Source organism: Nonomuraea guangzhouensis, assembly GCF_019396345.1.
Taxonomy (GTDB): Bacteria; Actinomycetota; Actinomycetes; order Streptosporangiales; family Streptosporangiaceae; genus Nonomuraea; species Nonomuraea guangzhouensis.
Map to the genome: position 1 here is coordinate 599,851 of NZ_JAHKRM010000001.1, position 24,815 is coordinate 624,665.

Genomic DNA, 24,815 nt, shown 5'->3' on the forward strand with positions numbered 1-24,815 from the left:
ATGCAGCCGATGGAGAGGAAACGCATGAGGTTAGGCAAGGGCCTGCTGGCCGCCATCCTGGCAATAACGGCCGGCGTCACGACCGCCCCGGCACCCGCCGCCGCGACGCCGGCCCCGACCCCGGGAGTCGCGAGGCAAGAAGGCGCGACGAACCGGCCGACCGGCACGGTGACGCTGATCACCGGCGACCGCGTCGTCGTCACCGCCGCCGGGCATCGGGTGGAGCCCGGAGCGGGCAGGCAGGTGCACTACAGCAGCCAGTACCGCGACGGCCATCTGTATGTCTACCCGTCCGACGCCCATCCGCTGGTGGCCAAGGGCGTTCTGGACGAGCGGCTGTTCGACGTCACGCAGCTCCTGGCCTGGGGGTACGGTGACGCGAAGCGGAGCGACATCCCGCTGATCACGCAGTCGGCCAAGGGGGATGGGCCCGCGCTCCGGAACGCCCGCCAGGACCGGCGGCTGTCCTCCCTCGGCATGTCCCCCGTGGAGGTGCCCAAGAAGAGCGCCGCCGAGACGTGGAAGGGCATAACGGACGGCGTCCAGACCCTGACCGCCGGCCGGACGAAGATCTGGCTGAACGGCCACCGCTCCTTCACCCTCGACCAGAGCGTCAAGCAGATCGGCGCCACCGAGGCGTGGAAGCAGGGCTTCACCGGCGAGGGCGTCACGGTCGCCGTGCTCGACAGCGGCTACGACCCCACACATCCCGACCTGAAGAACGTCGTCACGCAGGCACGCGACTTCACCGGTCACGACGACATCCGCGACAGGAACGGACACGGCACGCACGTCGCGTCGATCGTCGCGGGAGCGGGAGAGAAACAGCGCGGCGTGGCGCCCGGCGCGAAACTCGCCATCGGCAAGATCGGCGACCTCGTGATGCAGGAGTCCGACATCATTGCCGGCATGGAGTGGGCCGCGGCCGAGGTCAAGGCCAAGGTCATCAACATGAGCATCGGCGGCCCGGACACGATCGACGTGGACCCGGTCGAGCAGGCGGTCAACACTCTGTCGGAGCGTACCGGCGCGCTCTTCGTCGTGGCTGCGGGCAACGACGCCAAGCCCGGCACGGTCTTGAGCCCCGGCAGCGCCGACGCGGCCCTCACAGTCGGCGCCGTCGGCCGGGACGACAAGGTGGCCGATTTCTCCAGCAAGGGCCCCCGGCTCAACGACCACGCCATCAAGCCGGACCTCACCGCCCCCGGCGTCGCCATCAAGGCCGCCAACGCCAACGGCGGAGCCGACGCCCCGTACGCCGCCATGAGCGGCACCTCGATGGCCGCACCCCACGTGGCGGGAGCCGCCGCGATCCTCGCCCAGCGCCATCCCGACTGGAGCGGACAGCGTCTCAAAGCTGCCCTCATCGGCAGCGCCGCCCCCAACGGGAGCGCCAAAATCTACGAGGAGGGCGCCGGACGCGTGGACGTGGCCCGCGCGGTCTCCCAGCAGGTGGCCGCGACGACCGGCAACGTCTGGGCCTCCTTCCCCTGGAACGGCACCGGCGAGCGCGTGGCGACCAAGACGCTCACGTACGCCAACTCCGGCGACACCCCGCTCACCCTGGAGCTCGCCGCGGACGGCGAGGGGCTGGAGCTGGGGTCCAAGCGGCTGGAGGTGCCCGCCAAGGGCGAGGCGTCAGTCGAGCTGACGATCCACGCGGAGGGCAAGGCGCCCGGGGACTATCCCGGCGTCGTCACCGCCAGGTCGGGCGACACCGTCGTGCGCACGCTCGCGGGCGCGTACGTGGAGCCCGAGACCTACACCCTGACCGTCAAGACCATCGAGAGGGACGGCCAGACACCCCGCGCCGCCATGGGTTATCTCTACCAGCTCGAGACCGATACCCAGAAGACGCTCTCGTTCGACGACCAAGGCGTCGCAAGAGTACGGGTACCCAAGGGCGAGTGGAACCTCTACGTCAACGTCTACAACTCGGACCAATCCACGACCGCGCATCGGCCCGTGACCATCGACGGCGCGGACCAGGAAGTGACGGTGGACGCGCGCCAGGGGAAGGAGATCACGTTCACGGTGGACGAGCCGACCGCCGTCCAGGACGGCAGTGAGCAGATCACCCTGGCCAACGGCTGGTTCAGCCAAGGCTGGGCCAGCTTCGGTGACGACGTCTATGCTCTGCCGGTGCGCCAGCCCGGCCTGAAGTACCTGGCCGGGAGCACCTGGCACAAGAAGGACGCCGCGCCGAGCCCGTACCGCTACGACCTGGTCGACTACCGCACCGGCGGAATTCCGGACGACCTGTCGTACACGGCGCGCACGCGTGACCTGGTGAAGGTGAGCGCGACGTACCGGGCGCCCGGCCTGCCCGGCACGGCCGAGGTGATAGTGGGGCCGCTACTCCCCGGCGGGTCCTGGGCAGGGGGCTCCTGGCTGTCCGAGAGCCCGAGCCTGAATCTGCCGGCCACCATGACGCACTACCGCACTCCCGGCTTCGCCTGGGAAACCGACATCACGACGGGCACCCACTGGGTGTCGGGCGTGAGCCAGGTGCTCGGCCGGCGGCCCGTCACCGAGCTGTGGAACGCCGCCGTGACCGGCCCCGCCTTCGGCACGTCCGCGGGCAGCCGCGACGGCGACTGGCTGAACTTCAACGTCGACGGCATCCTCGCTGACGGGCGGGCCGGGCTGATGGGCGGCGACTACGACACCACCGGCACCATCGCCCTGGCCCGCAGCGAGGAGAAACTGGCCGAGACCGATCTGGCGACCTGCGAACCCGGATACACGGAAAGTTGCCGGCTGGACGTCCGCCTGCCCGCAGAGCCGGCGACCTACACTCTGACCGCGTCGGCGCGGCGGCCGTCGGCGCTGTCCACGAAGGTCGAGTCGGCCTGGACGTTCCGGTCGCAGCGGACGGCCGGGCCCCGGCCGCTGCCCCTGACCGCCGTCCGCTACGCCCCCGAGGGCCTGGACGACCACAACCGCGCCAAGCCCGGGTCCATGACCGTCATCCCGGTGAGCCTCCACCACAACCCCGGCGCCTCCGCGCCGCGTACCACGTCGATCACGCTTGAGGCGTCCTTCGACGACGGGGCGACCTGGCGGCCGGTCCAGCTGACCCACGCCGGCTCGGGATGGACGGCCCGGATCGCAAACCCGGACGCCCCCGGGTTCGTCTCACTGCGTGCCAAGGTCACGGACGCGGCGGGTGACCGCGTGACACAGACCATCACCAAGGCGTACGCCATCGGGTGACGGGTCCGCCCTCCGGCCGCGCGGGCGCAAGTCTCCCGCGCGGCCGGCCGCGGCCCGGCGGTAAATGACCGGCACCGCCCCGAGGCCGGCGGCCTGGGCGCGGAGAAGGTCACCTTCTCCTACACCGACCTCGGCTTCGTCGTAGTTCGTCTTAGAAGGTGCGGGTGGTGACCCAGTTCGCCTGGTGTGTCGGATTGTTCAGGTCGAACGTGGTACCGGACAGGCGCCTGTCCGGGCCCAGCGAGCCGGTGTATCGGCCTCTGGCTCCGTTCGACCACCCAACGGTGAAGAAGATATTCCGGCCTTCCACCGCGCCTTCCTCGATCGTCCCCACGGCGCCGGAGGAGGCGGTCCCGAAGAGCCTCCCGCTGCTGTCCTGTGTCACGTTCATCGTCACTGTGATCCCGCCGCTCTGAACGAACTGCCACCTGCCATTGACGGAGAACTCGGGCGCCGCGACGCCCGCCGTCCGCGAAGCGGAGGACACGCCGGCGGCGCTGGCGGCAGGGGCCAGAGCGAGACCAACGCCACCCAGAACAAGAGCGAGGCCGGCCGTGGCAAGCTTGGTGCGCATGGGATATCCCTTCGTTGATGTTCGATCGATCCGCTGAGCGGATCTGAGCGCCCTCGGCGTCTTTCTCGGTCGGGTGGCCTGACGCCTCGTGAGGGCACATCCTGATGGTGCGCTAATGGCCAGCACACCCGGCATCCCATGCTTTCGGGGGTTGACCTGCTTTATCGTCGCCGACTGCACTGGTATGGGCTGGTTAAGGTGCCCCGAACCTTCTGGACATTGGACCAACCAACCTGGCACCTCTGCATGATGTGCCGCTTCGTAGCCACGATCGGCTCCATGGTGAATTCACCAGGCCAAGTGGATCGATCAGCAGGTAGGCCCGCTCACCCCGTGATGGTCCGGATGAGCGCGGCGCTGTCGGTGAGGTCGGGAAAGACGACGTCCGCGCCCGCCGCCTTGAGGTCAGTAGGGCTGCTCTTGCCCGACGCGACAGCGATCACGCGCGCTCCGCCGTCCCTCCCCGCGATGACGTCTTGAGGCGTGTCTCCGATCAGCACAGTGAGGTCAGGACTGTAGGTCAGCCCGTCCTTGCTGCGGGCGCGATCCTGCGCAATGGGGATAAGGCGGGCACGCACGGGGCCATCCTCCCGATAGGCGCCTATCTCCAGATCAAGGAGTCGGTTCAGCCCGAAGATCCTCAGCTTGGCTTCTGCTGACGCCTTCGTGTTCCCCGTCAGGATGGACTGAGTGATGCCAGGTACGCAGCTCAGCGCCTGTAGCGCATTGAGTGCGCCTGGCAGGACGCGGCCCCGCAGGCGCATCGCATGCGCACGCTCCTCATAGCCGCGCGCCTGGAGGTCGATGAACCTCTCGAAGTAGTCATCAGAGCGCGGGATTCCATGTATGTCGAGCGTCTCGCACAGGGCCGGCCGTCCCCCGGAGCACGGTCCAGGCCGCCAGCTGCGGCCAGCCACCAGAGCGTTACCCAGAGTGACGCCTGTTCATCTCAGGGTGCCGACAAAGATGATCTATGGCTGTGGGGTCTCTCCACGGAGGTGGGCAGGCTCCCGTCACGTTCGACCTCGCCGCTGCGGGCGGCGCTCTGTAGCCACCCCCATCGGCCTGGGCTATTTGTCCAACCAGAGGTCTGGACAATGTTTGGACGGCTGTCCGGCGGATGTCCGTTGCCGCCGTTCGAGGCGCCCGGCATAGTCGGAGCTGTTCTCGCCTCCCCGGCCTATCGGGCCATCTCCCTCCTTCCAGAGATCTTTTCTCGCGGAGAGATAAGGGCGCGAGAAATTGAGTTCGTACCCCCGGGCCTCTCACAAAGGAGTCGACCGATATGAAGATCCACGTAGCAGCGGCTGCGGTGTCCGTAGCGACGATTGGGACGCTCTTGCTGACCACGGGCCCAGCGAGCGCCCACACGTACGACGGGAAGGACCCCTACAGAACCGGGTGCGCCAACAGCAAGGTCTACACCGGGAAGAAGGCCTCGCTGAGCAACGAGATCGATGACACCTTGGGCACGATCCGGCTGTATTACTCCCGTCGCTGCGGCACCAACTGGGGCGAGGTGACGGTGCCCAAGAACGCGACCGGCCATATCACGGTCTTCACCAGCAGCAAGAACATCTCCTTCACCTACCGCGCCGGGAACGGCGGGCACCACTGGGGCGACATGGTCTACGCGCCAAGCGGCGTCTGCGCCCAGGCCACGGGCAGCGTGACGATCGGGATCGGCCGCGTCAACAAGGGCAGCGGCACCACGGGGAAGGCCTGCGGCTGATTTGTGATCGGCGCACTACTGCGTCAGGCATCGCTGAGCGAGCAGGTGGGCGACCACCCAGTCCCGCATGGCGATGCCGACGGTCTTGAGTGGGCGAAGCGGACAAGGAGACGTACGTGCGCATCTCTGACCAGTGGGTGGGGTGGAGCATGCGCACCCTGCCCGTTGCGTGCCCGTTCGGACGGCGATCAGCGGGGAGTCACGGTGACGCAGCGGCACTCGACTCACATCTGCCCAGGCCAGCGTTTCCCCAGCTCAAGTGCCATGGCCTTGGAAGACTTCCCAAGCTGACAGCACGGGTTCGATTCCCGTCACCCGCTCCATTTGTCCGGACGCTTGTAGGTGCGCCGATCAGGCCCTGTGACCTCGTCCGGTAGCAACGAGGCTTCCAAGTGCTCCTCCGGGATAGCGAATGCGATGACCTGCCCCGAGAAGTCATGCTTGGGACCAACTCGACCGGGCGGGCAAGCGATCAGAATCGGTCGAGCGGGAGCAAGCTGAAGCGATGCCTCCACCGCCGGCCGAAAGTCCGTGTCGGTCGACACCAGCACCGACATATCCCCGTAACCGGAGGCCGCGTCCATGGTCATGGCCACCGCCAAGGCGACGTCGGTCAGCTTCTCCTCAAAGGTGTGGAACGTCTGAGGCGGGTCACACTCGCATGTCCAGCGGGCCCCGCAGTCCCGGCACCGCGCGGTCTTCTTCTTGAAGTGACCCCGAATGATCTCCACTTCAGGGCTGTTCGCGGCCAGGGCCGACAGGTAGGTTTCCTGCCTCAGCGCCGCGTCAGGCTCTCCCTTGACGATCGCGGTGAAGTACCTCACTTTGATCACCGTGTCGTGGCGGCGAATCCGTCGGATAAGTTCGACCAAATCCAGCCACAGGTAGGCGCGGCCGTACTTGCTCTTCAGCCCGTGATACAGGTTGAAGCCGTCAACGTACGCCACCACATCCACCGAGCCACCTCCAGCATTGGCCAACCCCGCCGATGGTAGCTAGCATGGAGGCACACGAAGTTGGTTACGGCCAACTGGGCGGCCCCGCAAGGGGCCGCATTTTTTGTTCACGACGATCTTCACGCGCCACCGCCCGCGTGCCAGAACAGGCGGTCAGTCGCGGTCGCTCAGGGGTACTCGCGGTCACTCGACCCACTCTGACCAGCACCCCCGTTTTCCCAGTTCAAGGCACCAAGATCAGCAGATGGTTCCCCAGCTGACAGCGCGGGTTCGATTCCCGTCACCCGCTCCAACATCGAAGGCCCAGCTCAAGAATGTGATCTAGAACTGGGCCTCTCTTCATACCCCTGGTGCCGGCTCTCGAGCAAGCCCGTCGCGGCTGAGGACCGCTCCTACGGAAGGAGCAGCGTACGCCTACGGCCTGAGTCTCGAAGTGGCCGCCCGCAACTTATGCGTTCGCGAGCTGTCGGTGATGCACCGTTAGAGGCTCGATTTCGGTGGTGGTGTCGTCGTCGACGACGAGCTCGACGCGGAACCGAACCCCCGTTGCCGCACCGAGGCGCAGCAGTGTCGCTATATCCGGAATGCCGCCACCGCCCTCGATGCGAGACAGGGCGGGTTGGGACATCCCAGAGCGCTCCGCCACGATCTTCTGAGACAAGCCTCGGCGCTTACGGATCTCACGCAGCTGGTCTCCGAGCTCTAGATCACGGCCCGCCTGCTCGTATTCGGAGTGGGGCTGCGCATCCGCTTCCATCTCGCGCAGACGCTTCGCCTTGTAAGTCTCCCAACGGCTGTGACTCATCATGCGCTCCTCTCGAACACGTGCGTGGTGGTTAGATCGTGCTCTGCCTCACACCGCTTCTTGGCGGTGATCGCTCGGTCGATGTCGGCGGTCTGCGTCCCGTCCTGTGTCTTGCGGAAGACCGTCAGGATCACGATCACCGTGTTGGATGGCTCTTGATCCGGAACGAGCGGGGATCCCCTTCTGGGTTGAGGTCACGATCCGTCTTGACAGCGGTCGGGACTCGCCCGGCGTCTTGTGGCGCGTACCTTGTGCGCCTGCACGAGGTGCTCCCACACCTTGCGTGCTGCGTACCGGCCTCGGCCGGTCTCCTCGTAGCCGCTGCCGTTGTATCGGAGAATCAGGAACTCACCGCCCTGGCAGGCCCACTCGTACTCGCCGCAGCACGAAGTCTCGGTGACCCGCAGGCGTTCACCCTTGGCGCGCTGGTACGGCTCCCAGTTGGTCACGGCGAATCCTCCGTGGCGGCGCGGCGGCAGACATCAGGGTGAGGTCGCCGCCGCGCCGACTCGAAGCCCGGCGCGCGGGTGGGACACGCGCCGGGAAGAGGGCCGGGGCCGCACACGTGGTGGGACGCGGGCCCCGGCCCGGCCCTGCCCGGCTCAGCACGAGCAGGGCAGAACCCGGCGGCTACACGGGGGAAGAGCCGCCGGAATGGTAGAGAGACTGCAATCAACGCAGTGGGCGCCCGCATGTCGAGCGATGGCATTATGTCGTCTCCTCACCTCCGGATCTCTGGGCGGCCAGCAGGTCGCGTAAGCCCTCGCCTCTGGGCGCGTGCAGCGTCCTTCTGCAACCGCACGCGATCAGATGGCAAGGCCCGGTGGCGTACCAGATGCCGTGCAGACACCAGATGGTCCAGGCCGGGTATGCGGCCTGAAGGCTGGCCTCGGCCATTTGCTCGTCGATGTCGTCCCGAGCAGCCGGGCGCTCGACGTCGGCGAGGGTCTCTTCCACGGTCGCCATCAGTTCACCCGCCTTTCCCGAAACTGCTGTTGGAACGTGTGCTGCAGAGCCTCACCACAGGTCAGAACGACGGAAGTCGCGCCGCCGCCGGCTGGTACTCGTCGGTCTGGCGGTTGGAAGGCGCGGCAGCGTAGGAGATCTGGGTCACTGCGCCGCCGCGCCGTTTCGAGGTCGGAGTACCTGGCGGAGGACGATGCTCGACCTGCGGCGAGCTCGCCGGCTCCGGGCGCTTAGCAGCCTGCGAGGGGGTCGGAACGCTGTGGGGCCTTATGGGCCGGACCGACGAGCCGACGGGGGCCACCTGCGGTATCTGGCGGCCTTGCTCCAGGCGGCGCCGGGTGGCCATCCGTGCCCGCAGTTGCGCGGCCGTCGGCTGCTCCCAGCCGTGATGCGGGCGGTGTGCGAGGGACGCGCCGTCATGGGCGTATGGGGCGTTTCCACACCATCGGCACCCCAACGGCATCGGGGGATGCTCCGCATGCCAGCGAATCCGGAGGGCTCTAGGCTGCAGCATGGGTCAGGACCTCGATTCCTGATCAAGGCCCCGGATCCCCCGGTGTTCGCGCACCGGGCCGGGGCCGCCTTTTAGGGAGAGGGCGGCACTCCCGCGAGGTACCCCCAGCAGAAAAGCGACTCGATCAGCGGTCGCCCGCTCGTCGCCCTGCTCGCCGAGCTCGTATCCGTAATTGGTGAGATAGCTACCGTTGATGGTGCCCACGGCCTCACCAACGAGCGGGTGCAGAGGGTTTGTCGCGGCTACCGAGCCATCGCCCCTCTCCGTCACGGACAGTCCGCGCGCTCTAAGCAACTCGGCCAGAATGGCCGAGGGGTTCGCGTCCATGCCTTGATGACACCGCAAGGGGTACGCGAGCGGGATCTGACAATCTATGACACGGAGTTGATCAATGCCTCTAGCTGCGGCGATTACCGGAACAAGGTCGACCGGACATCGGGAACCAACTTGGTTCGCGGACCTGTTCGGCACCTACCTCGGACCGTTCGCAACTGAAGACGCGCACTTCAACATCGGGGGCGCGGTCGGCATCGACAGCTTGTCCTTGCTGTGGCTCGCTGGGAACTCGAAGTCGCGTATCACGATCGTCGTCCCCGGCACTGTCGAGCAGCAGCCTGCCGAGGCGAGGCAGGCAATCGCCCAGTGCCGTGATCGAATAGCCGAGATCACCGAGCTGCGTGCCACCGAAGTACAGACGCAGGCGTACCACGCGCGGAACCGGTGGATGGTCGATCGCGCCGCCTTGGTGATCGGCTTCCCCCTCGAAGGGGCCGAAGACACCTCGGGAACTTGGCAGACGATCAACTACGGGGCGTCGCAGGGGAAACCACGGCTGATCGTGCCCGTGTGAACGATGCGGCAGGCATCATGAGGGGCATGAGCACGCACGACAAACTCGTCGGTGGTGCCACACTAAAGCGGCTACGGCTCGCCCGCGGTTGGTCCCTGGCCGACACCGCCCGGGCCATCATCGACACGGCTGCCCGGCTCAGGCAGCCCCTCGACTGCAGCGTCGCGAGTGTGCAGCGGTCCGTCGCCCGGTGGGAGAGCAGCAAGGCGCCGATCCTGCCCAGCGAGCGGTATCACCTGCTACTCGCGCACCTTTACGCGCGCGGCACTGACGGGCAGGTGTCTCTCGGTGCCGGCAGCGACTTCGCCGAGTTGCTCGAGGCTCTCAGGTTCCTGGGAGACAGCGAGCGGCGTCTCGGCGAACTGCGCACGCTGCTCGTACGCACAGCTACCGACACCGGCGGGGGTCTGCTCGCGCTGCTCGGCCCGCCGATGCAGGGCGCGCTCTCGGCCGCCCTCGCCGACCCGTCCCGCCTCGACGAGGAACTGGTCGCGGCGCTGCACGGCGCCCTCTCCGACGTGAACAGTCAAGTTGGCAGCATCCCGTTCGTGCGGCTGCAGCTCTTGCTCGCCCCGATCATCGAGTCGTGCCGCCGGTTGCTCGACGCGCCCGTTCCCGACGCATTCGTGCTCGACCTGCGGTCGGTCGCCGCGCAGGCGTACACACTCGCCGGTCGGTTCGCCTTCGAGACCCGAGACGACGAGGCTTCGAGGGCGTTGTATGCCGCGGCGACCGACGCGGCAAGTGCTCTGGGCGCACCGTGGCGCCGCGCGGTCGTCCACTTGAGCCACGCGCTGGTCACGCTGTACTCGACGCCTGGCCTTGACGTCGCGAAGGCGCTGGTCGACGCGGCAGTGCGTGATGCCCAAGCCGGCGGGAGCGTGACGGTCCGAGCTCGGGCGCACGCCCTCCAGGCAGAGATCGCAGCCCGAGCCGGCAAGAAGAAACACGCGCAGACAGCGCTCGCACTCGCGTGGTACGACATTGACAGCGACCGTCATGGAGACCCGTCGCCGGGCGCGTTCTCGCCTGCCCACCTGCGCGGATTCGAGGGCGTGGCGTCGCTGTATATCGGCGACCCATCCGAGGCGCACGACTACTTCGCTCGCGCGGCCGAGTCGCTTGTCGCACCGCGCGAGCGGGTGCAGCGCGCGATCGTGTCGACCGATCAGGCACTTGCCCGCATCCGACTTGACGATCCGCGGTCGGCCGCCGCGTTGCTGCATGAATGCATCGATGCCGCCTCCGAAACGGGCGGTCGAGTTGTCGCGATCCGCCTACGCCGTGCTCGCCGCGATCTGGGCCGATGGCGACGCGAAGACTTCGTAGCTGACCTTGACGATCACTTGTTTCGAGTCGCTTGGCGGGTAGGCGGAGTCTGAATGCTGCAGCCCCTTCAAGCATCCCGGTCGATCTAGCCTTGACCGCCGCTGGTGGTGCGCGTTGGGCTGGGGCAGATCCCTGTCAGTGCTGAGCGCCGAGTTCGATGGCCATCACTCCGCCGATGATCATGGCGATGCCCAGCATCATGACCTTGGTGAGCGGTTCGCCGAACAGGATGCGGGAGCAGATGGCGGTCAGGGCAACGCCGGCAGCGGCCCAGATGCCGTAGGCGACGCCGAGGGCGATCCCACCGTTGAGGGTGATGGTGAGCATGGTGAACGCGGCGAGGTAGCCGGCGCCGACACCGATGAACCACTTTTTGGAGCCGCCGGGTTGCGATGCCATGCGCAGCGCCAGGGTTCCGCCCGTCTCAGACAGGATGGCGCTGGCGAGAGCGAGCCAGACCATCAGGCGTGCCCTTCTTGTGTGTGAGCGGTCTGCTTGGCGTGGGCGGCCTGGGATCCGATTTCGACGCAGAGCACGCCGCCGATGACCAGGCCGATGCCGAGAGCCATGACCCCGGTCAACGGGTCACCGAAGATGATGGTGGCGAGGATGGCGGTCAGGGCGACGCCGACGGCGGCCCAGATGCCGTAGGCGACGCCGACACCGACACCGAGCCGTAGCACGTAGGTCAGGGCGGCGAAAGCGCTGATATAACCAGCCGCGACGAGCGCGTACCAGCCGGGATGGTCCACGGCCGCGCGCAGCGACAAGGTCGCGGTGACTTCCAGGAGAATCGCCGCGGTGAGCAGCAGCCACTTGTTCATCAGTCGGTCTCGTCTTCCAGGAGATTGTCGATGAAGGTTGCCAACAGCACCCGGTCTGGCTCGGCCGGGGCGAACACGCCGGTGGCGGCGGCGATCCAATAGCCGTCGGCCGCCAGCCGAACCACGGTGAGCCGGGCACGGGTGGCCGGTGAAAGGTCGTCGGGCAGGGTCAGCCAAGGTTGCAGCCGCCGCACCCAGGCGTCGGTGAGCGCGTCGCGGTACATCGCATCGAAGTAGATCGCGAACTCAGCTTGGTCGTGGCGTTCGGTCAGTGAGACCTGCGCGTAGGCACGGATCCGCTCGGTGGCCGACGCGGTCGCCAGCGGCTTGTCAAGGCGGTCGAGCAGCATCTGTTCCCAGCGGGCGGCGACGTGGTCGACCACCGCCAGCATCAGCGTCTCCTTGGTCGGGAAGTGATACATCAACCCCGGCTTGGTCAGCCCGACCTGCTTGGCGGCCCCATCCAGGGTGATCGAGCCACCCCCTTGCGCCCGGAGCAGCTCTAGCGCGCCGTCGATGATGCGTTGCTTTCCGTCTCTTGCCATGGCCTTACTTTACCTTCCGGTTGGTAAAGTAGGCAAGCGACGCGGAACCGCGAGCACTTGGCCCTCAACTCCTGATCTTGTGAAAACTAGCGGTACAGCTGGTCAGAGGGCATGGCCGCTCCTCCTTCGCGTATTGCGGTCCGCGCGCTGGTCGGGGAGACCAGTGTCCCCGGCCACCGGATAGTCACACGGCCGCGGCCAACGCCTCGCTCGCCGTCTTCACCGAGTACGTGAGCGAATCGAGCAGCGGCACCGGCAGTGCCCTTGCCCCCAGGCCGGAGGACGCCACCAGGTCGGTCAGCGCCTGGCGGTGACCTCGCCCGCGCCACCGCCGTCACCGATGCCCCCATGCAGCGGGTCCGGCTGGAGACGGCTGACGGGCACATCCAGCTTTCCGACCGGGCCACCATGGATGATGGGCTGATGATCCTCGACCGTGCCGCACGCGAAGCCGCGCAGCAAGGGCTCGCACACCAACTGCGCAGCATCGAGGGCATCCAGCCGACCATCCAGGGGGAGATCCGTCTCCCTCTGCCACGGCGATCAGGGAGCAGCCACGTGAGCGTCAAGCAGCAGGTCCTCACCGAAGAGCAGTGGGGGTACGCCCGCACGATCTGGGACTACCACCAGATGCACCACGACCTGCGCCGCTGTGATGTCGCCATCGGTCTGGGCAGCCACGATCTGGGAGTCGCGCGTGCGGCGGTCCAGCTGTACCGCGCCGGGTGGTTCCCGCTGCTCGTCTTCTCCGGTGCCACCAGCCCCACCACCGCGGCCCGCTTCCCCCGCGGCGAGGCCGTCCACTACCGCGAGCACGCGCTGGAACTCGGCGTGCCCGACAAGGCGATCCTGCTGGAGCCGAACGCGACCAACACCGGCCAGAACATCGGCCTGTCCCGCCAGGTGCTGGCCGATGCGGGTATCCAGCCTGGTTCGGTGCTTCTGATCTCGAAGCCGTACATGGAGCGCCGGGCGTATGCCACGGCGCGGAAGGTGTGGCCCGAGGTCGAGGTGGTGTGCGCCTCCGAGCCGCTGGAGCTGGACGACTATGTCAGCTCGATCGGCGATCCGAAACTGGTCATCGACATGCTCGTCGGCGACCTCCAGCGCGTGATCGAGTACCCCAAGCTCGGCTACGCCATCGAGCAACCCGTCCCAGGAGAGGTCCATGACGCCTACCAGGCGCTTCTCCGCGCCGGATTCGACAGCAGGCTTCTTACGCCCTGACCCGCCGTACGGTGAGGTGTGCGCCATCCACCAGCCCAACCTCTTCCCTCGGCTCGCGACCCTGACCAAGCTGTTCACCGCCGACTATTGGATCGTCCTGGACGACGTGCAGTTCGCCCGCAGGGACTACCAGCACCGCGCGCGCCTCGCCCCGCTCGACGGCTCGCGGCTGCCGCAGTGGCTCTCCCTTTCCACCCATCTGCCATACGGCCGCTCCACCACCATCCGCGGAGCACGCCCGGCTGATCCCACCCGCTGCCAGCGCCGCGTCGCCCAACTCCTCGCTGACCACTACCGGAACAGCGCCTACTGGCCGCCGTTCAAGCGGCGGCTCGAAACCGTGCTCGCCGCGTTCGAGAGCACGGACCGGCTGGCGGACGTGACGGAACTGTCTACTCGCCTGCTGCTGGAGGAGGGTCAGGTGGCCGGGGCGAGTCCTGCGCAGCAGTGATCTGCTCGCACAGGGCGAACGCTCGCAGCGGCTGGCCGACGACCCGGGCATAGCCGTAGTCCACGAACCTCGTGGTATCGAAAGCTCACGCCATGACAAGGGTTACGAGAACCACTTTCGAGACTGGCCGACCTGCGGGGATGTCGCTGCCACCTGTGCGCCCGGGTTGCGTCTTGAAAGTATGGAATCGAGACGAGTAGAGCCCTGTCACCCAGGGTGACGCATAGCCAGCGACGGGTGGTCAGTTGATTCCGATGACAAGAGCGTTGCGGGCGATCAGGCGGTGACTGAACGGATCTGGATAGTCTCAGGCAGACATAGGCGAGAGGCTCAGCGACCGTCCGTGAAAGCAGCAAGGCACTTCGGGCAAGAAGGGGCGACCATCGTTCACTTGACCCAGCGGAGACGCCTGCATGGCCGTTCCACCTGACCTGGCCGACCCACCCGATCTACGGGTGGACTTCGAGCAGATCTTCAACGCGCACTTCTCCGAAATCCACCGCTACATCGCCAGGCGGTTGTCCGACGACGTCGCCGACGACCTGGCCGCCGAGGTGTTCCTGGCGGCCTATCGGGGCGGCTACGAAGCCTCGCGCGGCGGGGTGCGTCCGTGGCTGTACGGCATCGCCACCCACCTCATCTCACGGCACCGCCGTACCGAGATCCGCAGATGGAAGGCGCTCAGCCGGACGGCTGAGCGCGCCGAGCACAGTCCCGAGGACGCAGTCCTGGCCCGCGTGGCCGCGGACCAGCTGACCGGCAAGCTGGCGGGGGCGCTAGCCGGACTCAACCGCGGAGACCGCGACGTCGTGCTGCTGAGCGTGCTGGGCGACCTCAGCCACGCCGAGGTCGCCGCCGCCCTTCAGATCCCGGCGGGGACGGTCGCCTCCCGGCTCAACCGCGCCCGCAAGCAGCTCCGCAAGGCACTCGGCGATGTCAACCCTTTGGAGGAGACCCATGGATGAGCTGAGCCTCCTGGCAAGGTCGCTGCCTGACGCTTCGCCACCCCCGGCGGAGGTGGTCGAGAAGGCCCGCGCTCTGCTGTCCGCCGCCCAGCACGAGCCGGTACGGCTCGGCAGAGCGAATCGGCGTGGCCTCGCCTGGGGATGGACCCTCGGAGCGGCCGCAACAACGATCGCCGTCGTCATGGCCGTCGTCACGCTGGTGTCGAACGTGACCGCTGTTCCCGCACCGGTGCTCGCGCCCGCAGCCGGCAACGATGCCCTGCTCCGGCTGGCGGACCAGATCGCGAAACTGCCGGACGAGCGCGGCGCCTACTGGCGCAGGCCGCTACTCAACAATGAGCTGATGAGGGTCCGGGCGGGCGGCGAAACGTTCAACGTCCTGTCCTCGTCACGAATCGACCTCTGGCAACCGCGCGACCCCGGCGACCCCGTTCAGGGGGAGCAGTGGCAGCAATTCGTCCGTCCCGCCACCGAGGCCGACAAGCGTGCATGGCGGGCGGCGGGTTCTCCGGGCACGGTCCAGCGCGTGTGCACGCCGGGCGGCATGCCGGGCGGCTGCGCGAAGGTCCAGCTGCGGTCCAAGCCCTCTCAATGCGTGTACGCGCGCGCGGCCGAGCCGGGCGGCGTGCTCGGTGACAGACGGCTGGGCGAACTCACGCTGGCCGACCTCGCGGCGCTGCCCGCCGACGCCGAACAACTCCGGGAGAAACTACGAACCTACTGGAAGACCCGAAAGGACAGCCAGCCCAAGGTCAGCTTCGAAGAATTCCTCGCCGACTCCTCCCACCTTCTGGAGCTCCCGGTCAAGCCCTCGGTCAGGGCAGCCGCCCTGCGTCTCCTCGCCGGCCTGCCGACGACCAAGGTGCGCGGCTCGATCACCGACCCTCTGGGACGTGCGGGAATCGAGGTCACCTTCACAAAGAGCGAGGGCTTCACCGCCGACTTCGGTACCGATGACGTGGCGGCGCAGCGGTATACCACCATCCTCGACCCGCGGACCGGCACCGTCTTGGCGGTAGACGTCGCGATCGCGGTCGAGAGCACGGAGGGGCTCGCCAAGGGGACGTTCATGGACTATCAGGCATGGGCGCCTGAGGCGGGCTGGACCAGCGAACGCCCCGAGCGGCCGCGCGGCTGCCGGTTCAGCGACCGTCCGCTCCCGTGACGGGCCGCCTCGGGCACGCACGTTCACCACCTTCCTTTCTGTCAGCGCCTGCGGGCGGCGGGATCGCGTCCGGCTTGTCCGCGCGCAAGCGCTTCTCCGGAGACACGCGCGGACAAGAGGTTTAGCGCACGACCCGGTTCCGATGTATCAGCCCAAACCCCGTCACTACGGGTGACATGCGGCCATCGCCTGATCTCCTTCGATCTTGATCCTGCTACTCGAAGGATCACGCGATGGCCGTCGTCATTTCACGACGCCACGCTTATGGCCAGGCCAAACTCGTACACCACTCCCGTGGACGCAACCGTGGACGCCTTTCGCTGTGAGCGGTGAACATGCTGGGTGGCTCGTTGAAGCGCCGCCATCGACCTCAGTTCCTGCCCTTCAGCCCTCAACTCTCGCCTTGCCGAACGCTTGCCGCGCAGGCTGTGGCAGATACCTCGGCTCGGTCCTCCTTTCGGCGGTGAAGGCGTGAAGTCGCGCCCGGTGGATCACCGCATGCTTCGGGAAGAGCAGTCTCTGCCCACTCTTCCAAGGGCTCGCGCTCCCCGCAGGGGCGCTCTCATAGACGCTCTCGGTGATACGTACGATCTCGTCCCGCTCTGCTGGCAACTCGGCGTCGGATCCGTCTATGGGGGCTACGGGTCGGGTGTATGTCGGGAGCGCACTGGAGGTGGGGGCTGGTTCACCCCTTCCGTGGGCGCAACCACTACTGGGTGCCGAACTTGGACGCCGTTGTGGTCAGCTTTGGCGCGGCTTTCTTGATACTGAGCGATTGCCTGCTGAGGCTGGGTGGGCTCGCTCCGGTTAAGGGGCCGCTTGCGTTTGGGAGGCGCCCGAGCGATTAGCGAGGACGATGCTTTTGTGGGGGTGTGGGGGGCGCTGAGCCCCCCACTAGACGCAGCCCGAAGCCCATTGCGCGAAGCGCCCCCAAAGCGAAGGCCCATGCGTTCAGCCGGTCAACGGACCGAACTCCTTGCGGGTGTCGATGACGTCCCCGAACAGCTCCCACCGCTCACCCTTGAACTTCATGAGCTGCATCGACTCGATCGGGAAGCCGTCACCGGCGGCGGTGTTCATCGTCACCCCGGGCAGCAGCATGCCGACCTGTACGTTGCTCAGACTGCGCATAGCATCGCGCAGCCCTTCGCGCGTCGGGCACTTCGCCGCCGACATCGTCTTGGCGAAGGCGTCGGCCACCCCCCAGCCGTAAGCGAAGAACGGCACGTTCGGGTCGGTGCCCGGAGCGTACTGCTGCATCTTCGCCTTGTAGAGCTTCATCTCGGCGTCGTCGTTCCACGTCGGGTCCCGGGGATCCTTGTAGTAGGAGGAGGACACCACGCCCTGCACGTTCTCCAACCCCACGGGTTTGAGCACGGTGATCGAGGCGGAGACGTTGTTGAGGATGTGCAGCGGGTTCCAGCTCGTGTTCTTGGCGTCGGCGGCCAGTGCCTGGGAGGCGAACTTGGGTGTCGTCACGTTGAGGAACACGTCCGCCTTGGAGCCGGCCAGGTTGTGCATCTGGGGGTCCACGCTCGGGTCGGTGACCTCGTAGCTCTGTTCGCCGACGACCGTGATCCCGCTGCCCTCGATGGCCCGCTTGAACCCGCCGAGCAGGTCCTTGCCGAAGTCGTCGTTCTGGTAGAGCACCGCGACCTTGGCATTGGGCTTGTCCTTCTTGAGGTACTGGGCGTAGATGCGGGCCTCGGAGATGTAGTTGGGCTGCCAGCCGATGGTCCACGGGTGCTGCGTGTCGGTGCCCCACTTCGAGGCGCCGGTCGCGACGAAGACCTGCGGCACCTTGTGCTGGTTGGTGTAGTCCCAGGTCGCCGTCGTCGAGGGGGTGCCCAGCGTTTGGAACAGCGCGAACACCTGCTCCTGCTCGACGAGCCGGCGGGCCTCCTCGACCGCCTTGGGCGGTTGGTAGCCGTCGTCGCGGACCACGAACTCGACCTTGCGCCCGCCGATGCCGTTCTTCTCGGCGTTGACGTAGTCGAAGTACGCCTTGATGCCCTTGGGGATGTCGCCGTAGGCGGAGGCGGGGCCCGAAAGCGGGTAGATGCCGCCGAGCTTGAGGCTCTTGTCGGTGATGCCGGTCGTCTGCTGGCCCTGGCACGGTCCCGACGCCGTCGTGCCCGTCTCGTTCCCGCCCCGCCCCCCGCAGGCCGCCACCGCGACCAGAAGCATCGCCGTACAGCCGACAACAGATACGCGCATGCCGTTACTCCTTCCGGAGGGTCTTCTTGATCGAGTACGCGGCGCGGCCCGCCAGCCCGGCCAGGCCGGTCGGGGCGACGTACATGACCGCGATGATGAGCAGGCCGAAGACGACGCCGGGCGCGGCGTCGTTGACGCTCTGGGAGATGCTCGGCACGAACATCACGAACAACCCGCCCAGCAGCGGCCCCCAGAACGAGCCGAGGCCACCCACGACGAGGCCCGCCAGCAGCGTGATCGAGAGCGTGACGCCGAACGAGTCCGGCGAGACGTACCCGATCACCCAGGTGTAGACGCAGCCCGCGATCCCCGCGAGCATCGCGCTCCAGGCGAAGGAGAGCGTCTTGTAGAACGACAGCCGCACGCCCATGACCTCGGCCGCCGCCTCGTTGTCCCGGATGGCGTGCAGCGCCCGGCCGACCCGCGAGCGCAGCAGGCCGCGGGTCACCAGGAACGCCGCGACGGCCACGGCCAGGGTGAGGAAGTACAGCCACTGGTCCTCGGCCAGCCCCGTCCACGTGGGCGGCTCCGGCTTGGCGAGTGTCAGGCCCATGGAGCCGCCGGTGACCGACTCGAACCGTTTGAGCAGCGGCCCGAGGAAGATCGCGATGGCCATCGTCACCAGGGCCAGGTAGAGGCCGCGCAGCCGGACGGCGGGCACGCCGAACCCCAGCCCCAGCGTGAACGCCACCGCGGCGGCGACCGGCAGCGTGGCCGGGTAGGGCGAGTCCCAGCTGTGCAGCATGATGGCCGCGCTGTAGGCGCCGACGGCGAAGAAGGCGCCGTGCCCGAGCGAGATCTGGCCCGCGTGCCCGACGAGCAGGTTCAGGCCGAGCAGCGCCACCGCGTAGATCAGCACCATGGTGAACTGGAAGACCCGGAACGGCACCAGTTGGAAGGGCGCGTAGCAGGCCAGCACGAGCAGCACCGCGATGATGAGCCCACGCCAGTTCGCCGGGACCCGCCACCGCCGGGCGAGCCGTCCGCCGGACTCCTTCGCGACCGGTGAACCGGACTCTTTCGCGACCGCCGAACCGGTCGCCTCCGCCGACTCGCTCATACCCGCTCCACCACCGCTCGGCCGAACAGCCCCCGGGGCCGCAGCAGCAGGACGACGAGGATGATGACCAGCGGCACTCCGATCTTCAGATCCGATCCGATGAAACCGACGTACGCCCCGGCGAGCGTCTCGGCCACGCCGACGATCAGGCCGCCCACGACCGCGCCCACCGGGCTGTCGAACCCGCCGAGCGTCGCCGCCGCGAACGCGTAGATGAGCACCCCGCCCATCAGGTTGGGATCCAGGAAGAGCAGCGGCGCCACCAGGACGCCGGACACCGCGCCCACCGTGGCGGCCAGCCCCCAGCCGAGCGCGAGCGTCCAGCCCACCCGGATGCCGACGAGCCGGGCGGACTGCGGGCTGGACGCCACCGCCCGCATACCCAGCCCGATCTTGGTGTGCTGGAAGAGCAGGTACAGCAGCCCCATGACCACACCGACGACGCCGACGATGCCCAGCGTCGAGTACCCCACGCTGACGCCTCCGGCCGTGAGCGCGCCCTCGGGGAACGGGTTGGGGAAGTCTTTGATGAGGAACGACCAGATCCACCCGGCGGCGGCGTTCACGAAGATGAACAGCCCCACGGTGACGATCACCACGGTCAGCTCGGGAGCGCCTTCGACCGGCCGGATGATCACCCGTTCGATGAGCATGCCGCCCGCGAACGACACCACCAGCGTGATGACCAGCGCCAGCCAGAACGGCAGGCCGGCGGCGGTGAACTGCCAGGCGAGGTAGGTGGAGAACATCGCCAGCTCGCCCTGGGCGAAGTTGACGATGCCGGTGAACTGGTAGATCAGCACCAGGGCCAGAGCCAGGCTGGCGTAGATGGCGCCCGCGCCGAGCCCCTCGACGACCTGCTGCAGGAAGCCGGCCATGGCTAGACCCGGTACCCGAGGTAGGACTGGGCGACCTGCTCGTCCGCCCTGATCCGCTCGGCCGTGCCCGACAGCACGATCCGGCCGGTCTCCAGGACATGCGCCTGCTGGGCGATGCCGAGGGCGAGATGGGCGTTCTGCTCGACGACGACCACGGTGGTCCGCTCCTGTTCGTTTATCGCCCGCACGATGCGGAACAGCTCCCGGGTGATCAGCGGGGCCAGGCCCAGGGACGGCTCGTCCAGCAGGAGCAGCCGGGGCCGCAGCATGAGCGCCCGGCCGATGGCCAGCATCTGCTGCTCGCCGCCGCTGAGGCTGCCCGCCGTCTGCCGCAGCCTGGACTTCAGCGCCGGGAAATAGGTGTAGATGCGGTCGAGGTCGGCGTCCACGCCGGTCCTGCGCCGCCGTACGTACGCGCCCAGGCGGAGGTTCTCCTCGACGGTGAGTGGCATGAACGTGCCGCGGCCCTCGGGCACGTGGGCGACGCCGCGCCGGGCGATCGTGTCCGGTGAGCGGCCGGTCAGCTCGGTCCCGCCGAGCCGGACGCTGCCGCGCCCGCGCACCATGCCGGACAGGGCCCGGAGCAGGGTCGTCTTGCCGGCGCCGTTCGGCCCGAGTATCGCGCAGATCTCTCCCGGGGCGACGGTGAAGCTCAGTCCGTGCAGCACCCTGGCGTCCCCATATCCGGCGACCAGCTCAGTGACCGACAAATCACTCATGCGCCGTCCCCAGGTACGCCTCGATGACCCCGGGATCGCGCTGGACCTCGGCCGGGGCGCCCTCGGCGATCTTGCGGCCGAAGTCCAGGCAGACGATCCGGTCGCAGATCCCCATGACGAAGCCCATGTGGTGCTCGACCACGACCATCGTCAGGTCGTACTCGTCGCGGATCGAGCGCAGGACGCCGGCGAAGTCCGCCACCTCCGCCGAGCTGAGCCCGTTCACGGGCTCGTCGAGCAGCAGCAGTTCCGGGCGGCCGACCAGCGCCCTGGCCAGCTCCACCCGCTTGAGTGTGCCGAACGGCAGTCCGGCGGCCGGGTGGTCGGCGACCTCGGTCAGCGTCAGCCGGTCGAGCACCGCGTCGGCCTCGGCCCGCAGCCTGGCCTCCTCACGGCGCACGCCGGGCAGGCGCAGGCCCGCGGTGACGAAGCCGGCCCGGCCGCGGTGGTGCGCGCCGACCAGCGTGTTGTCGCGGACCGACAGGCGCGGGAACAGTCCGAGGTTCTGGAAGGTCCGCGCGATGCCCAGAGCCGCGATCGCGTGCGGTGGTACGGCGAGCAGGTCCCGCCCCTCGTACGCGACCCGGCCCGCGTCGGCGTCGTGGCGGCGGGTCAGGCAGTTGAACAGCGTGGTCTTGCCCGCGCCGTTCGGCCCGATGAGCCCCACCATCTCGCCGCGCCGTACGGAGAAGCCCACCCCGTCGAGCGCCGTGATGCCTCCGAAGCGGACCGTGAGCTCGCTGACCTCCAGCATCCGGCCTCCTGCTGACGGCGAGCGGAGAGCAATGTGCTGAAAGCGTAGGAGCCACCTCTCCGAAACCACATTGGGCACGGTCACCCAAGATGTGTCCTGGCTGTTGTCCGCCGGGCACAGGGTGTGTCTCGGACCGGTTACGACCCGTTGACCGCCCGGCGAAGTGCATGGATCATCCCGACATGTCCGGTGGTTTCAGCACGGAAACGCTCACCGGTTCGGAGGCGGTCCGCGTCCAGCGCACGCGTATCCTCTCCGAGCTTCTCGATCACCTACCCGAACTGGCCGACACAGCCGTTCAGACGATGCGGGCCGAGATCCCCGCCTACGCGGCCCAGGACGAGAGCTTCCTCGCCGACGTACGCGACCAAGTGGTCCGCCACTACCGCAGCACGCTGGCCGTGATGCTCGAAGACCGCACGGTCACGCTCGACGACATCGCCTTCGCGCGCCGGGCCGCCATGCGGCGGGCCAGGGCCGGGCTCGCCCTGACCGACTACATCAACGCCTTCCGCGTCGGCCAGCAGGTCTTCTGGGGGTCGGTGCTGGAGCGGGCCGGCCACTCGGCCGCCGGCCACGAGGCCGCGCTCTCGCTGGCGGCCCCGATCATGCGCTTCTGCGACTTCGCCAGTACGCACGCGGCCAACGCGTACATGGAGTTCCAGCACTACGCCGCTGCGGACGCCGCACGCGAGAGCCGGGACCTGCTGGAGACCCTGCTGGCCGGCGGCGCCCCCACGCGTAGCCGGCAGCTCGCCGCGGCCCAGGCGTACGGGCTGGGGCACGACACCCGCGCGCCGCTGCTCGTGGTGGTCGCGGTCCTGCTCGGGCCGCGCGCGCTCGGCGCCGTGACCGGCGGGAACCCGGTCACCACGGGCCCCGACCGCGGCGTCGACGCGCGGCACGTGACCTGCGCGGCCATCTCCAGGGCCGGGGCGAACGGCACGCGGACGCTGTCGGTCGTGCGGCAGTCGGAGATCGTCGCCATCCCCGCGCTCGGCCCCGGTGGCGATCCCGGGGAGCTGTGCGACCGGCTGCGGGCCGTCCGCGAGAACCTCCTGCACGAGGGGATCGTGCTGGCCATGGGCATCAGCACGGTCGCCGCCGGGACGGCCGGCATCCCGCGGGCCTACGACGAGGCCCGTAGCGTGCTGGAGTTCCTGCCGGAGGACGGCGGGGTGGCCGCGCTGCCGCGGCTCTCGCCGTTCCAGTACCTGGCGATGAGAGCCGACGACACCGCCCGCCACCTGGTGGATCCGCGCATCACCGCGCTCCTGGCGGAGGACCGGGCGCGCGGCGGCGTGCTCACCGCCACGATCCGCGCCTTCGCCGCCGCCGACCTGAACCTGCGTGCCTCCGCCGAACGGCTGCAGATCCACCCCAACACCGCCCAATACCGTCTGCGCCGCATCCAGGAGCGCACCGGGCGCAGCCTGCGCCGGATCAGCGACCTGCTCGATCTGCTCGTGGCGATCGCCCTGCACGACGCACTGCCGCCCACCACCAATCCCGAGCGGTAAAGACTGGCCACCGCAACCGATGAGCGACGTAGGAGCGCCGACGTACCGTCGATTTCATGAACCTCGCTGACCGGCTCCACACCGCCGCCGATCGGCTCGGCGGGAGGACGGTTGTCACGCTCGACGACGAGGCGCTCACCTACGGCGCGCTCGATCTGATGAGCGCCCGCGTCGCCGCGCTGCTGCGGCGGCGTGGGATCGGCGTGGGCGACCGGGTCGCGGTCATGCTGCCGAACGTCCCCGAGTTCGCCGTCGTCTACTACGGGGTGCTGCGGATCGGGGCGGTGGTCGTCCCGCTCGATCCGCTGCTGCGCAGGCGGGAGATCGCCGCGTACGTCGGTGACTGCGGACCCCGCCTGCTGATCGCCTGGCACGCCTTCGCCGAGACCGCCGAGGCGGGCACCGCGGGCACCCTGACCGACTGCTTCTTCGTCGTCCCCGGCGAGTTCCAGCGGCTGCTGCGCCGCCTGGCGGCCGACCTCGACGTCACCCCGCGCGCGGACGGCGAGACGGCGGTCATCCATTACACCTCCGGCACGACCGGCCGGGCCAAGGGCATCGAGCTGACCCACGGCAACCTCGGCGGCAACGCCGCGGCCGTCGCCCGCATGCACGCGCTCGGGGTGGACGACGTCGTGCTCGGGGCGCTGCCGCTCTACCACGCGTTCGGGCAGACCTGCTCGCTCAACGCCACCGTCCAGGCCGGCGCGCGACTCACGCTGCTGCGGCGGTTCGAGGCGGGGCGGGCGCTGGAGGTCATCCGGCGGGACGGCGTCACGGTCTTCCAGGGCGTGCCGACCATGTACATCGCGCTGCTCGACCATCCGGGCGCCTCCGACTTGTCGCTGCTGCGCATCCTGGTCTCCGGCGGGGCGGCGCTCCCGCTCGACGTGCTGCGGGCCTTTCAGACGCGGTTCGGCTGCTCGATCATGGAGGGGTACGGGCTCAGCGAGACCTCGCCCGTCGCCTCGTCCAACCGCGGGCGCAACGGCACCAGGCCCGGGTCGATCGGCCGGCCGATCAAGGACGTCGAGATGAAGGTGGTCGACGAGGACGACGGCGACGTGCCGACCGGCCACATCGGCGAGATCGTCATCCGGGGCCCCAACGTGATGAAGGGCTACTGGAACAACCCGGCCGCCACGGCGGAGGCGATCCGCGACGGCTGGTTCCACACCGGCGACCTCGGCCGGGTCGACGACGACGGGTTCTTCTTCCTGGTCGACCGCCGCCGCGACGTGATCATCCGCGGTGGCTACACGGTGTACCCGCGCGAGGTGGAGGAGGTCCTGTACGAGCATCCCGCCGTCCGGCAGGCCGCGGTCATCGGGGTTCCGCACCCGGAGCTCGGGGAGGAGATCGCGGCCGTGGTGACGTTGCGCACGCCGGTCGAGGCCGACGAGTTGCAGGCCTTCGTCAAGGAACGGGTGGCCGCCTACAAGTACCCGCGGCACGTCTCGTTCGCCGACGAGTTGCCCATGAGCCCCACCGGCAAGATCCTCAAACGCGCCATCGGCACGTTGACGCGCCACCGGTAGTAGAACTACG

General features: G+C 68.3%; 26 protein-coding genes. 10 read left to right on the forward strand and 16 right to left on the reverse strand.

Annotation, left to right across the window (positions count from 1 at the left end; translation table 11 throughout):
- Positions 1 to 24: 24 nt before the first annotated feature.
- Positions 25 to 3,216 carry a S8 family serine peptidase gene (locus KME78_RS02760; RefSeq protein WP_219527095.1) on the forward strand — a complete coding sequence of 1,064 codons (3,192 nt, stop codon included), beginning with the start codon at positions 25 to 27 and terminating at the stop codon, positions 3,214 to 3,216.
- Between the two features lie 151 nt (positions 3,217 to 3,367).
- Here the strand turns inward: KME78_RS02760 and KME78_RS02765 are convergent, their stop codons facing one another.
- The gene (locus KME78_RS02765; protein ID WP_219527096.1) at positions 3,368 to 3,790 is read right to left on the reverse strand and encodes a hypothetical protein; all 423 of its coding nucleotides are present in this window, start codon (positions 3,788 to 3,790) and stop codon (positions 3,368 to 3,370) included.
- Between the two features lie 326 nt (positions 3,791 to 4,116).
- Complete coding sequence (locus KME78_RS02770; protein WP_219527097.1) at positions 4,117 to 4,707, reverse strand: HAD hydrolase-like protein; 591 nt, start codon at positions 4,705 to 4,707, stop codon at positions 4,117 to 4,119.
- Positions 4,708 to 5,075: 368 nt separating this feature from the next.
- Between KME78_RS02770 and KME78_RS02775 the strand changes: the two genes are divergently transcribed.
- Entirely contained in the window at positions 5,076 to 5,522 is a 447-nt protein-coding gene (locus KME78_RS02775) for a DUF2690 domain-containing protein (RefSeq protein ID WP_219527098.1), read from the forward strand.
- A gap of 311 nt (positions 5,523 to 5,833) precedes the next feature.
- Here KME78_RS02775 and KME78_RS02780 read toward each other — a convergent pair whose 3' ends face one another.
- From KME78_RS02780 to KME78_RS02805, 6 genes are all read right to left on the reverse strand, one after another.
- Positions 5,834 to 6,478 carry an NYN domain-containing protein gene (locus tag KME78_RS02780; protein WP_219527099.1) on the reverse strand — a complete coding sequence of 215 codons (645 nt, stop codon included), beginning with the start codon at positions 6,476 to 6,478 and terminating at the stop codon, positions 5,834 to 5,836.
- A gap of 448 nt (positions 6,479 to 6,926) precedes the next feature.
- Positions 6,927 to 7,286, reverse strand: a complete 360-nt coding sequence (locus KME78_RS02785; RefSeq protein ID WP_246650133.1) for a helix-turn-helix domain-containing protein — start codon at positions 7,284 to 7,286, stop codon at positions 6,927 to 6,929.
- Positions 7,283 to 7,423: a hypothetical protein gene (locus KME78_RS02790; RefSeq protein WP_219527100.1), complete on the reverse strand. Its 141-nt coding sequence runs from the start codon at positions 7,421 to 7,423 to the stop codon at positions 7,283 to 7,285. The genes KME78_RS02785 and KME78_RS02790 overlap by 4 nt, the downstream gene beginning before the upstream one ends.
- A 54-nt stretch (positions 7,424 to 7,477) precedes the next feature.
- A complete protein-coding gene (locus KME78_RS02795; protein ID WP_219527101.1) occupies positions 7,478 to 7,732 on the reverse strand; it encodes a hypothetical protein in 255 nt (84 codons plus the stop codon).
- Positions 7,733 to 7,991: 259 nt separating this feature from the next.
- Positions 7,992 to 8,249 (reverse strand): hypothetical protein, encoded by a 258-nt coding sequence (locus KME78_RS02800; RefSeq protein WP_219527102.1) that lies wholly within the window; start codon positions 8,247 to 8,249, stop codon positions 7,992 to 7,994.
- Between the two features lie 517 nt (positions 8,250 to 8,766).
- Complete coding sequence (locus KME78_RS02805) at positions 8,767 to 9,090, reverse strand: hypothetical protein (RefSeq protein WP_219527103.1); 324 nt, start codon at positions 9,088 to 9,090, stop codon at positions 8,767 to 8,769.
- A gap of 64 nt (positions 9,091 to 9,154) precedes the next feature.
- On the opposite strand from KME78_RS02805, the gene KME78_RS02810 reads away from it, so the two are divergent.
- Both KME78_RS02810 and KME78_RS02815 read left to right on the forward strand, forming a co-directional pair.
- Positions 9,155 to 9,613: a DNA-processing protein DprA gene (locus KME78_RS02810; RefSeq protein ID WP_219527104.1), complete on the forward strand. Its 459-nt coding sequence runs from the start codon at positions 9,155 to 9,157 to the stop codon at positions 9,611 to 9,613.
- A gap of 26 nt (positions 9,614 to 9,639) precedes the next feature.
- A complete protein-coding gene (locus KME78_RS02815) occupies positions 9,640 to 10,995 on the forward strand; it encodes an NsdA family TPR-like regulatory protein (RefSeq protein ID WP_219527105.1) in 1,356 nt (451 codons plus the stop codon).
- 82 nt (positions 10,996 to 11,077) lie between these two features.
- Here the strand turns inward: KME78_RS02815 and KME78_RS02820 are convergent, their stop codons facing one another.
- The 3 genes from KME78_RS02820 to KME78_RS02830 are packed head-to-tail and all read right to left on the reverse strand — an operon-like array spanning position 11,078 to position 12,311.
- Positions 11,078 to 11,404: a DMT family transporter gene (locus KME78_RS02820; protein WP_219527106.1), complete on the reverse strand. Its 327-nt coding sequence runs from the start codon at positions 11,402 to 11,404 to the stop codon at positions 11,078 to 11,080.
- A complete protein-coding gene (locus tag KME78_RS02825) occupies positions 11,404 to 11,766 on the reverse strand; it encodes a DMT family transporter (protein ID WP_219527107.1) in 363 nt (120 codons plus the stop codon). Before KME78_RS02825 ends, KME78_RS02820 begins: the two co-directional genes overlap by 1 nt.
- Positions 11,766 to 12,311 carry a TetR/AcrR family transcriptional regulator gene (locus KME78_RS02830; protein WP_219527108.1) on the reverse strand — a complete coding sequence of 182 codons (546 nt, stop codon included), beginning with the start codon at positions 12,309 to 12,311 and terminating at the stop codon, positions 11,766 to 11,768. The genes KME78_RS02825 and KME78_RS02830 overlap by 1 nt, the downstream gene beginning before the upstream one ends.
- Positions 12,312 to 12,659: 348 nt before the next feature.
- Here KME78_RS02830 and KME78_RS02835 point away from each other — a divergent pair, with 348 nt between their 5' ends.
- The 4 genes from KME78_RS02835 to KME78_RS02850 all read left to right on the forward strand — a co-directional run bounded on the left by KME78_RS02835 (position 12,660) and on the right by KME78_RS02850 (position 16,119).
- The gene (locus tag KME78_RS02835) at positions 12,660 to 13,538 is read left to right on the forward strand and encodes a YdcF family protein (RefSeq protein WP_308126782.1); all 879 of its coding nucleotides are present in this window, start codon (positions 12,660 to 12,662) and stop codon (positions 13,536 to 13,538) included.
- A complete protein-coding gene (locus KME78_RS02840; protein WP_219527109.1) occupies positions 13,480 to 13,989 on the forward strand; it encodes a WbqC family protein in 510 nt (169 codons plus the stop codon). The genes KME78_RS02835 and KME78_RS02840 overlap by 59 nt, the downstream gene beginning before the upstream one ends.
- A gap of 413 nt (positions 13,990 to 14,402) precedes the next feature.
- Positions 14,403 to 14,954, forward strand: a complete 552-nt coding sequence (locus KME78_RS02845; RefSeq protein ID WP_219527110.1) for an RNA polymerase sigma factor — start codon at positions 14,403 to 14,405, stop codon at positions 14,952 to 14,954.
- Positions 14,947 to 16,119 (forward strand): CU044_5270 family protein, encoded by a 1,173-nt coding sequence (locus KME78_RS02850; protein ID WP_219527111.1) that lies wholly within the window; start codon positions 14,947 to 14,949, stop codon positions 16,117 to 16,119. Before KME78_RS02845 ends, KME78_RS02850 begins: the two co-directional genes overlap by 8 nt.
- Before the next feature lie 951 nt (positions 16,120 to 17,070).
- On the opposite strand, the gene KME78_RS02855 is transcribed toward KME78_RS02850, so the two are convergent.
- The 5 genes from KME78_RS02855 to KME78_RS02875 are packed head-to-tail and all read right to left on the reverse strand — an operon-like array spanning position 17,071 to position 21,747.
- The gene (locus KME78_RS02855; RefSeq protein ID WP_219527112.1) at positions 17,071 to 18,336 is read right to left on the reverse strand and encodes an ABC transporter substrate-binding protein; all 1,266 of its coding nucleotides are present in this window, start codon (positions 18,334 to 18,336) and stop codon (positions 17,071 to 17,073) included.
- 4 nt (positions 18,337 to 18,340) lie between these two features.
- Positions 18,341 to 19,396, reverse strand: a complete 1,056-nt coding sequence (locus KME78_RS02860) for a branched-chain amino acid ABC transporter permease (protein ID WP_219527113.1) — start codon at positions 19,394 to 19,396, stop codon at positions 18,341 to 18,343.
- On the reverse strand, positions 19,393 to 20,274 hold the full coding sequence (locus tag KME78_RS02865; protein WP_219527114.1) for a branched-chain amino acid ABC transporter permease: 882 nt from the start codon (positions 20,272 to 20,274) through the stop codon (positions 19,393 to 19,395). The genes KME78_RS02860 and KME78_RS02865 overlap by 4 nt, the downstream gene beginning before the upstream one ends.
- Positions 20,275 to 20,276: 2 nt before the next feature.
- Positions 20,277 to 20,993, reverse strand: coding sequence for an ABC transporter ATP-binding protein (locus KME78_RS02870; RefSeq protein ID WP_219527115.1), 717 nt, complete (start codon positions 20,991 to 20,993; stop codon positions 20,277 to 20,279).
- The gene (locus KME78_RS02875) at positions 20,986 to 21,747 is read right to left on the reverse strand and encodes an ABC transporter ATP-binding protein (protein ID WP_219527116.1); all 762 of its coding nucleotides are present in this window, start codon (positions 21,745 to 21,747) and stop codon (positions 20,986 to 20,988) included. The genes KME78_RS02870 and KME78_RS02875 overlap by 8 nt, the downstream gene beginning before the upstream one ends.
- Before the next feature lie 182 nt (positions 21,748 to 21,929).
- Between KME78_RS02875 and KME78_RS02880 the strand changes: the two genes are divergently transcribed.
- Both KME78_RS02880 and KME78_RS02885 read left to right on the forward strand, forming a co-directional pair.
- Positions 21,930 to 23,267: a PucR family transcriptional regulator gene (locus KME78_RS02880; protein WP_219527117.1), complete on the forward strand. Its 1,338-nt coding sequence runs from the start codon at positions 21,930 to 21,932 to the stop codon at positions 23,265 to 23,267.
- Between the two features lie 56 nt (positions 23,268 to 23,323).
- Positions 23,324 to 24,805, forward strand: coding sequence for a long-chain-fatty-acid--CoA ligase (locus tag KME78_RS02885; RefSeq protein WP_219527118.1), 1,482 nt, complete (start codon positions 23,324 to 23,326; stop codon positions 24,803 to 24,805).
- The last annotated feature ends 10 nt before the right edge of the window (positions 24,806 to 24,815 follow it).

What these genes read in the sequence shown, in the direction of transcription:
- KME78_RS02845 (WP_219527110.1), top strand. Translation starts at nt 14,403, where the DNA reads ATGGCCGTTCCACCTGACCTGGCCGACCCACCCGATCTACGGGTGGAC.
- KME78_RS02860 (WP_219527113.1), bottom strand. Translation starts at nt 19,396, where the DNA reads ATGAGCGAGTCGGCGGAGGCGACCGGTTCGGCGGTCGCGAAAGAGTCC.
- KME78_RS02760 (WP_219527095.1), top strand. Translation starts at nt 25, where the DNA reads ATGAGGTTAGGCAAGGGCCTGCTGGCCGCCATCCTGGCAATAACGGCC.
- KME78_RS02815 (WP_219527105.1), top strand. Translation starts at nt 9,640, where the DNA reads ATGAGCACGCACGACAAACTCGTCGGTGGTGCCACACTAAAGCGGCTA.
- KME78_RS02850 (WP_219527111.1), top strand. Translation starts at nt 14,947, where the DNA reads ATGGATGAGCTGAGCCTCCTGGCAAGGTCGCTGCCTGACGCTTCGCCA.
- KME78_RS02805 (WP_219527103.1), bottom strand. Translation starts at nt 9,090, where the DNA reads ATGGACGCGAACCCCTCGGCCATTCTGGCCGAGTTGCTTAGAGCGCGC.
- KME78_RS02810 (WP_219527104.1), top strand. Translation starts at nt 9,155, where the DNA reads ATGCCTCTAGCTGCGGCGATTACCGGAACAAGGTCGACCGGACATCGG.
- KME78_RS02835 (WP_308126782.1), top strand. Translation starts at nt 12,660, where the DNA reads ATGCAGCGGGTCCGGCTGGAGACGGCTGACGGGCACATCCAGCTTTCC.
- KME78_RS02875 (WP_219527116.1), bottom strand. Translation starts at nt 21,747, where the DNA reads ATGCTGGAGGTCAGCGAGCTCACGGTCCGCTTCGGAGGCATCACGGCG.
- KME78_RS02820 (WP_219527106.1), bottom strand. Translation starts at nt 11,404, where the DNA reads ATGGTCTGGCTCGCTCTCGCCAGCGCCATCCTGTCTGAGACGGGCGGA.
- KME78_RS02800 (WP_219527102.1), bottom strand. Translation starts at nt 8,249, where the DNA reads ATGGCGACCGTGGAAGAGACCCTCGCCGACGTCGAGCGCCCGGCTGCT.
- KME78_RS02885 (WP_219527118.1), top strand. Translation starts at nt 23,324, where the DNA reads ATGAACCTCGCTGACCGGCTCCACACCGCCGCCGATCGGCTCGGCGGG.
- KME78_RS02880 (WP_219527117.1), top strand. Translation starts at nt 21,930, where the DNA reads ATGTCCGGTGGTTTCAGCACGGAAACGCTCACCGGTTCGGAGGCGGTC.
- KME78_RS02855 (WP_219527112.1), bottom strand. Translation starts at nt 18,336, where the DNA reads ATGCGCGTATCTGTTGTCGGCTGTACGGCGATGCTTCTGGTCGCGGTG.
- KME78_RS02870 (WP_219527115.1), bottom strand. Translation starts at nt 20,993, where the DNA reads ATGAGTGATTTGTCGGTCACTGAGCTGGTCGCCGGATATGGGGACGCC.
- KME78_RS02785 (WP_246650133.1), bottom strand. Translation starts at nt 7,286, where the DNA reads ATGATGAGTCACAGCCGTTGGGAGACTTACAAGGCGAAGCGTCTGCGC.
- KME78_RS02840 (WP_219527109.1), top strand. Translation starts at nt 13,480, where the DNA reads ATGACGCCTACCAGGCGCTTCTCCGCGCCGGATTCGACAGCAGGCTTC.
- KME78_RS02865 (WP_219527114.1), bottom strand. Translation starts at nt 20,274, where the DNA reads ATGGCCGGCTTCCTGCAGCAGGTCGTCGAGGGGCTCGGCGCGGGCGCC.
- KME78_RS02830 (WP_219527108.1), bottom strand. Translation starts at nt 12,311, where the DNA reads ATGGCAAGAGACGGAAAGCAACGCATCATCGACGGCGCGCTAGAGCTG.
- KME78_RS02765 (WP_219527096.1), bottom strand. Translation starts at nt 3,790, where the DNA reads ATGCGCACCAAGCTTGCCACGGCCGGCCTCGCTCTTGTTCTGGGTGGC.
- KME78_RS02775 (WP_219527098.1), top strand. Translation starts at nt 5,076, where the DNA reads ATGAAGATCCACGTAGCAGCGGCTGCGGTGTCCGTAGCGACGATTGGG.
- KME78_RS02825 (WP_219527107.1), bottom strand. Translation starts at nt 11,766, where the DNA reads ATGAACAAGTGGCTGCTGCTCACCGCGGCGATTCTCCTGGAAGTCACC.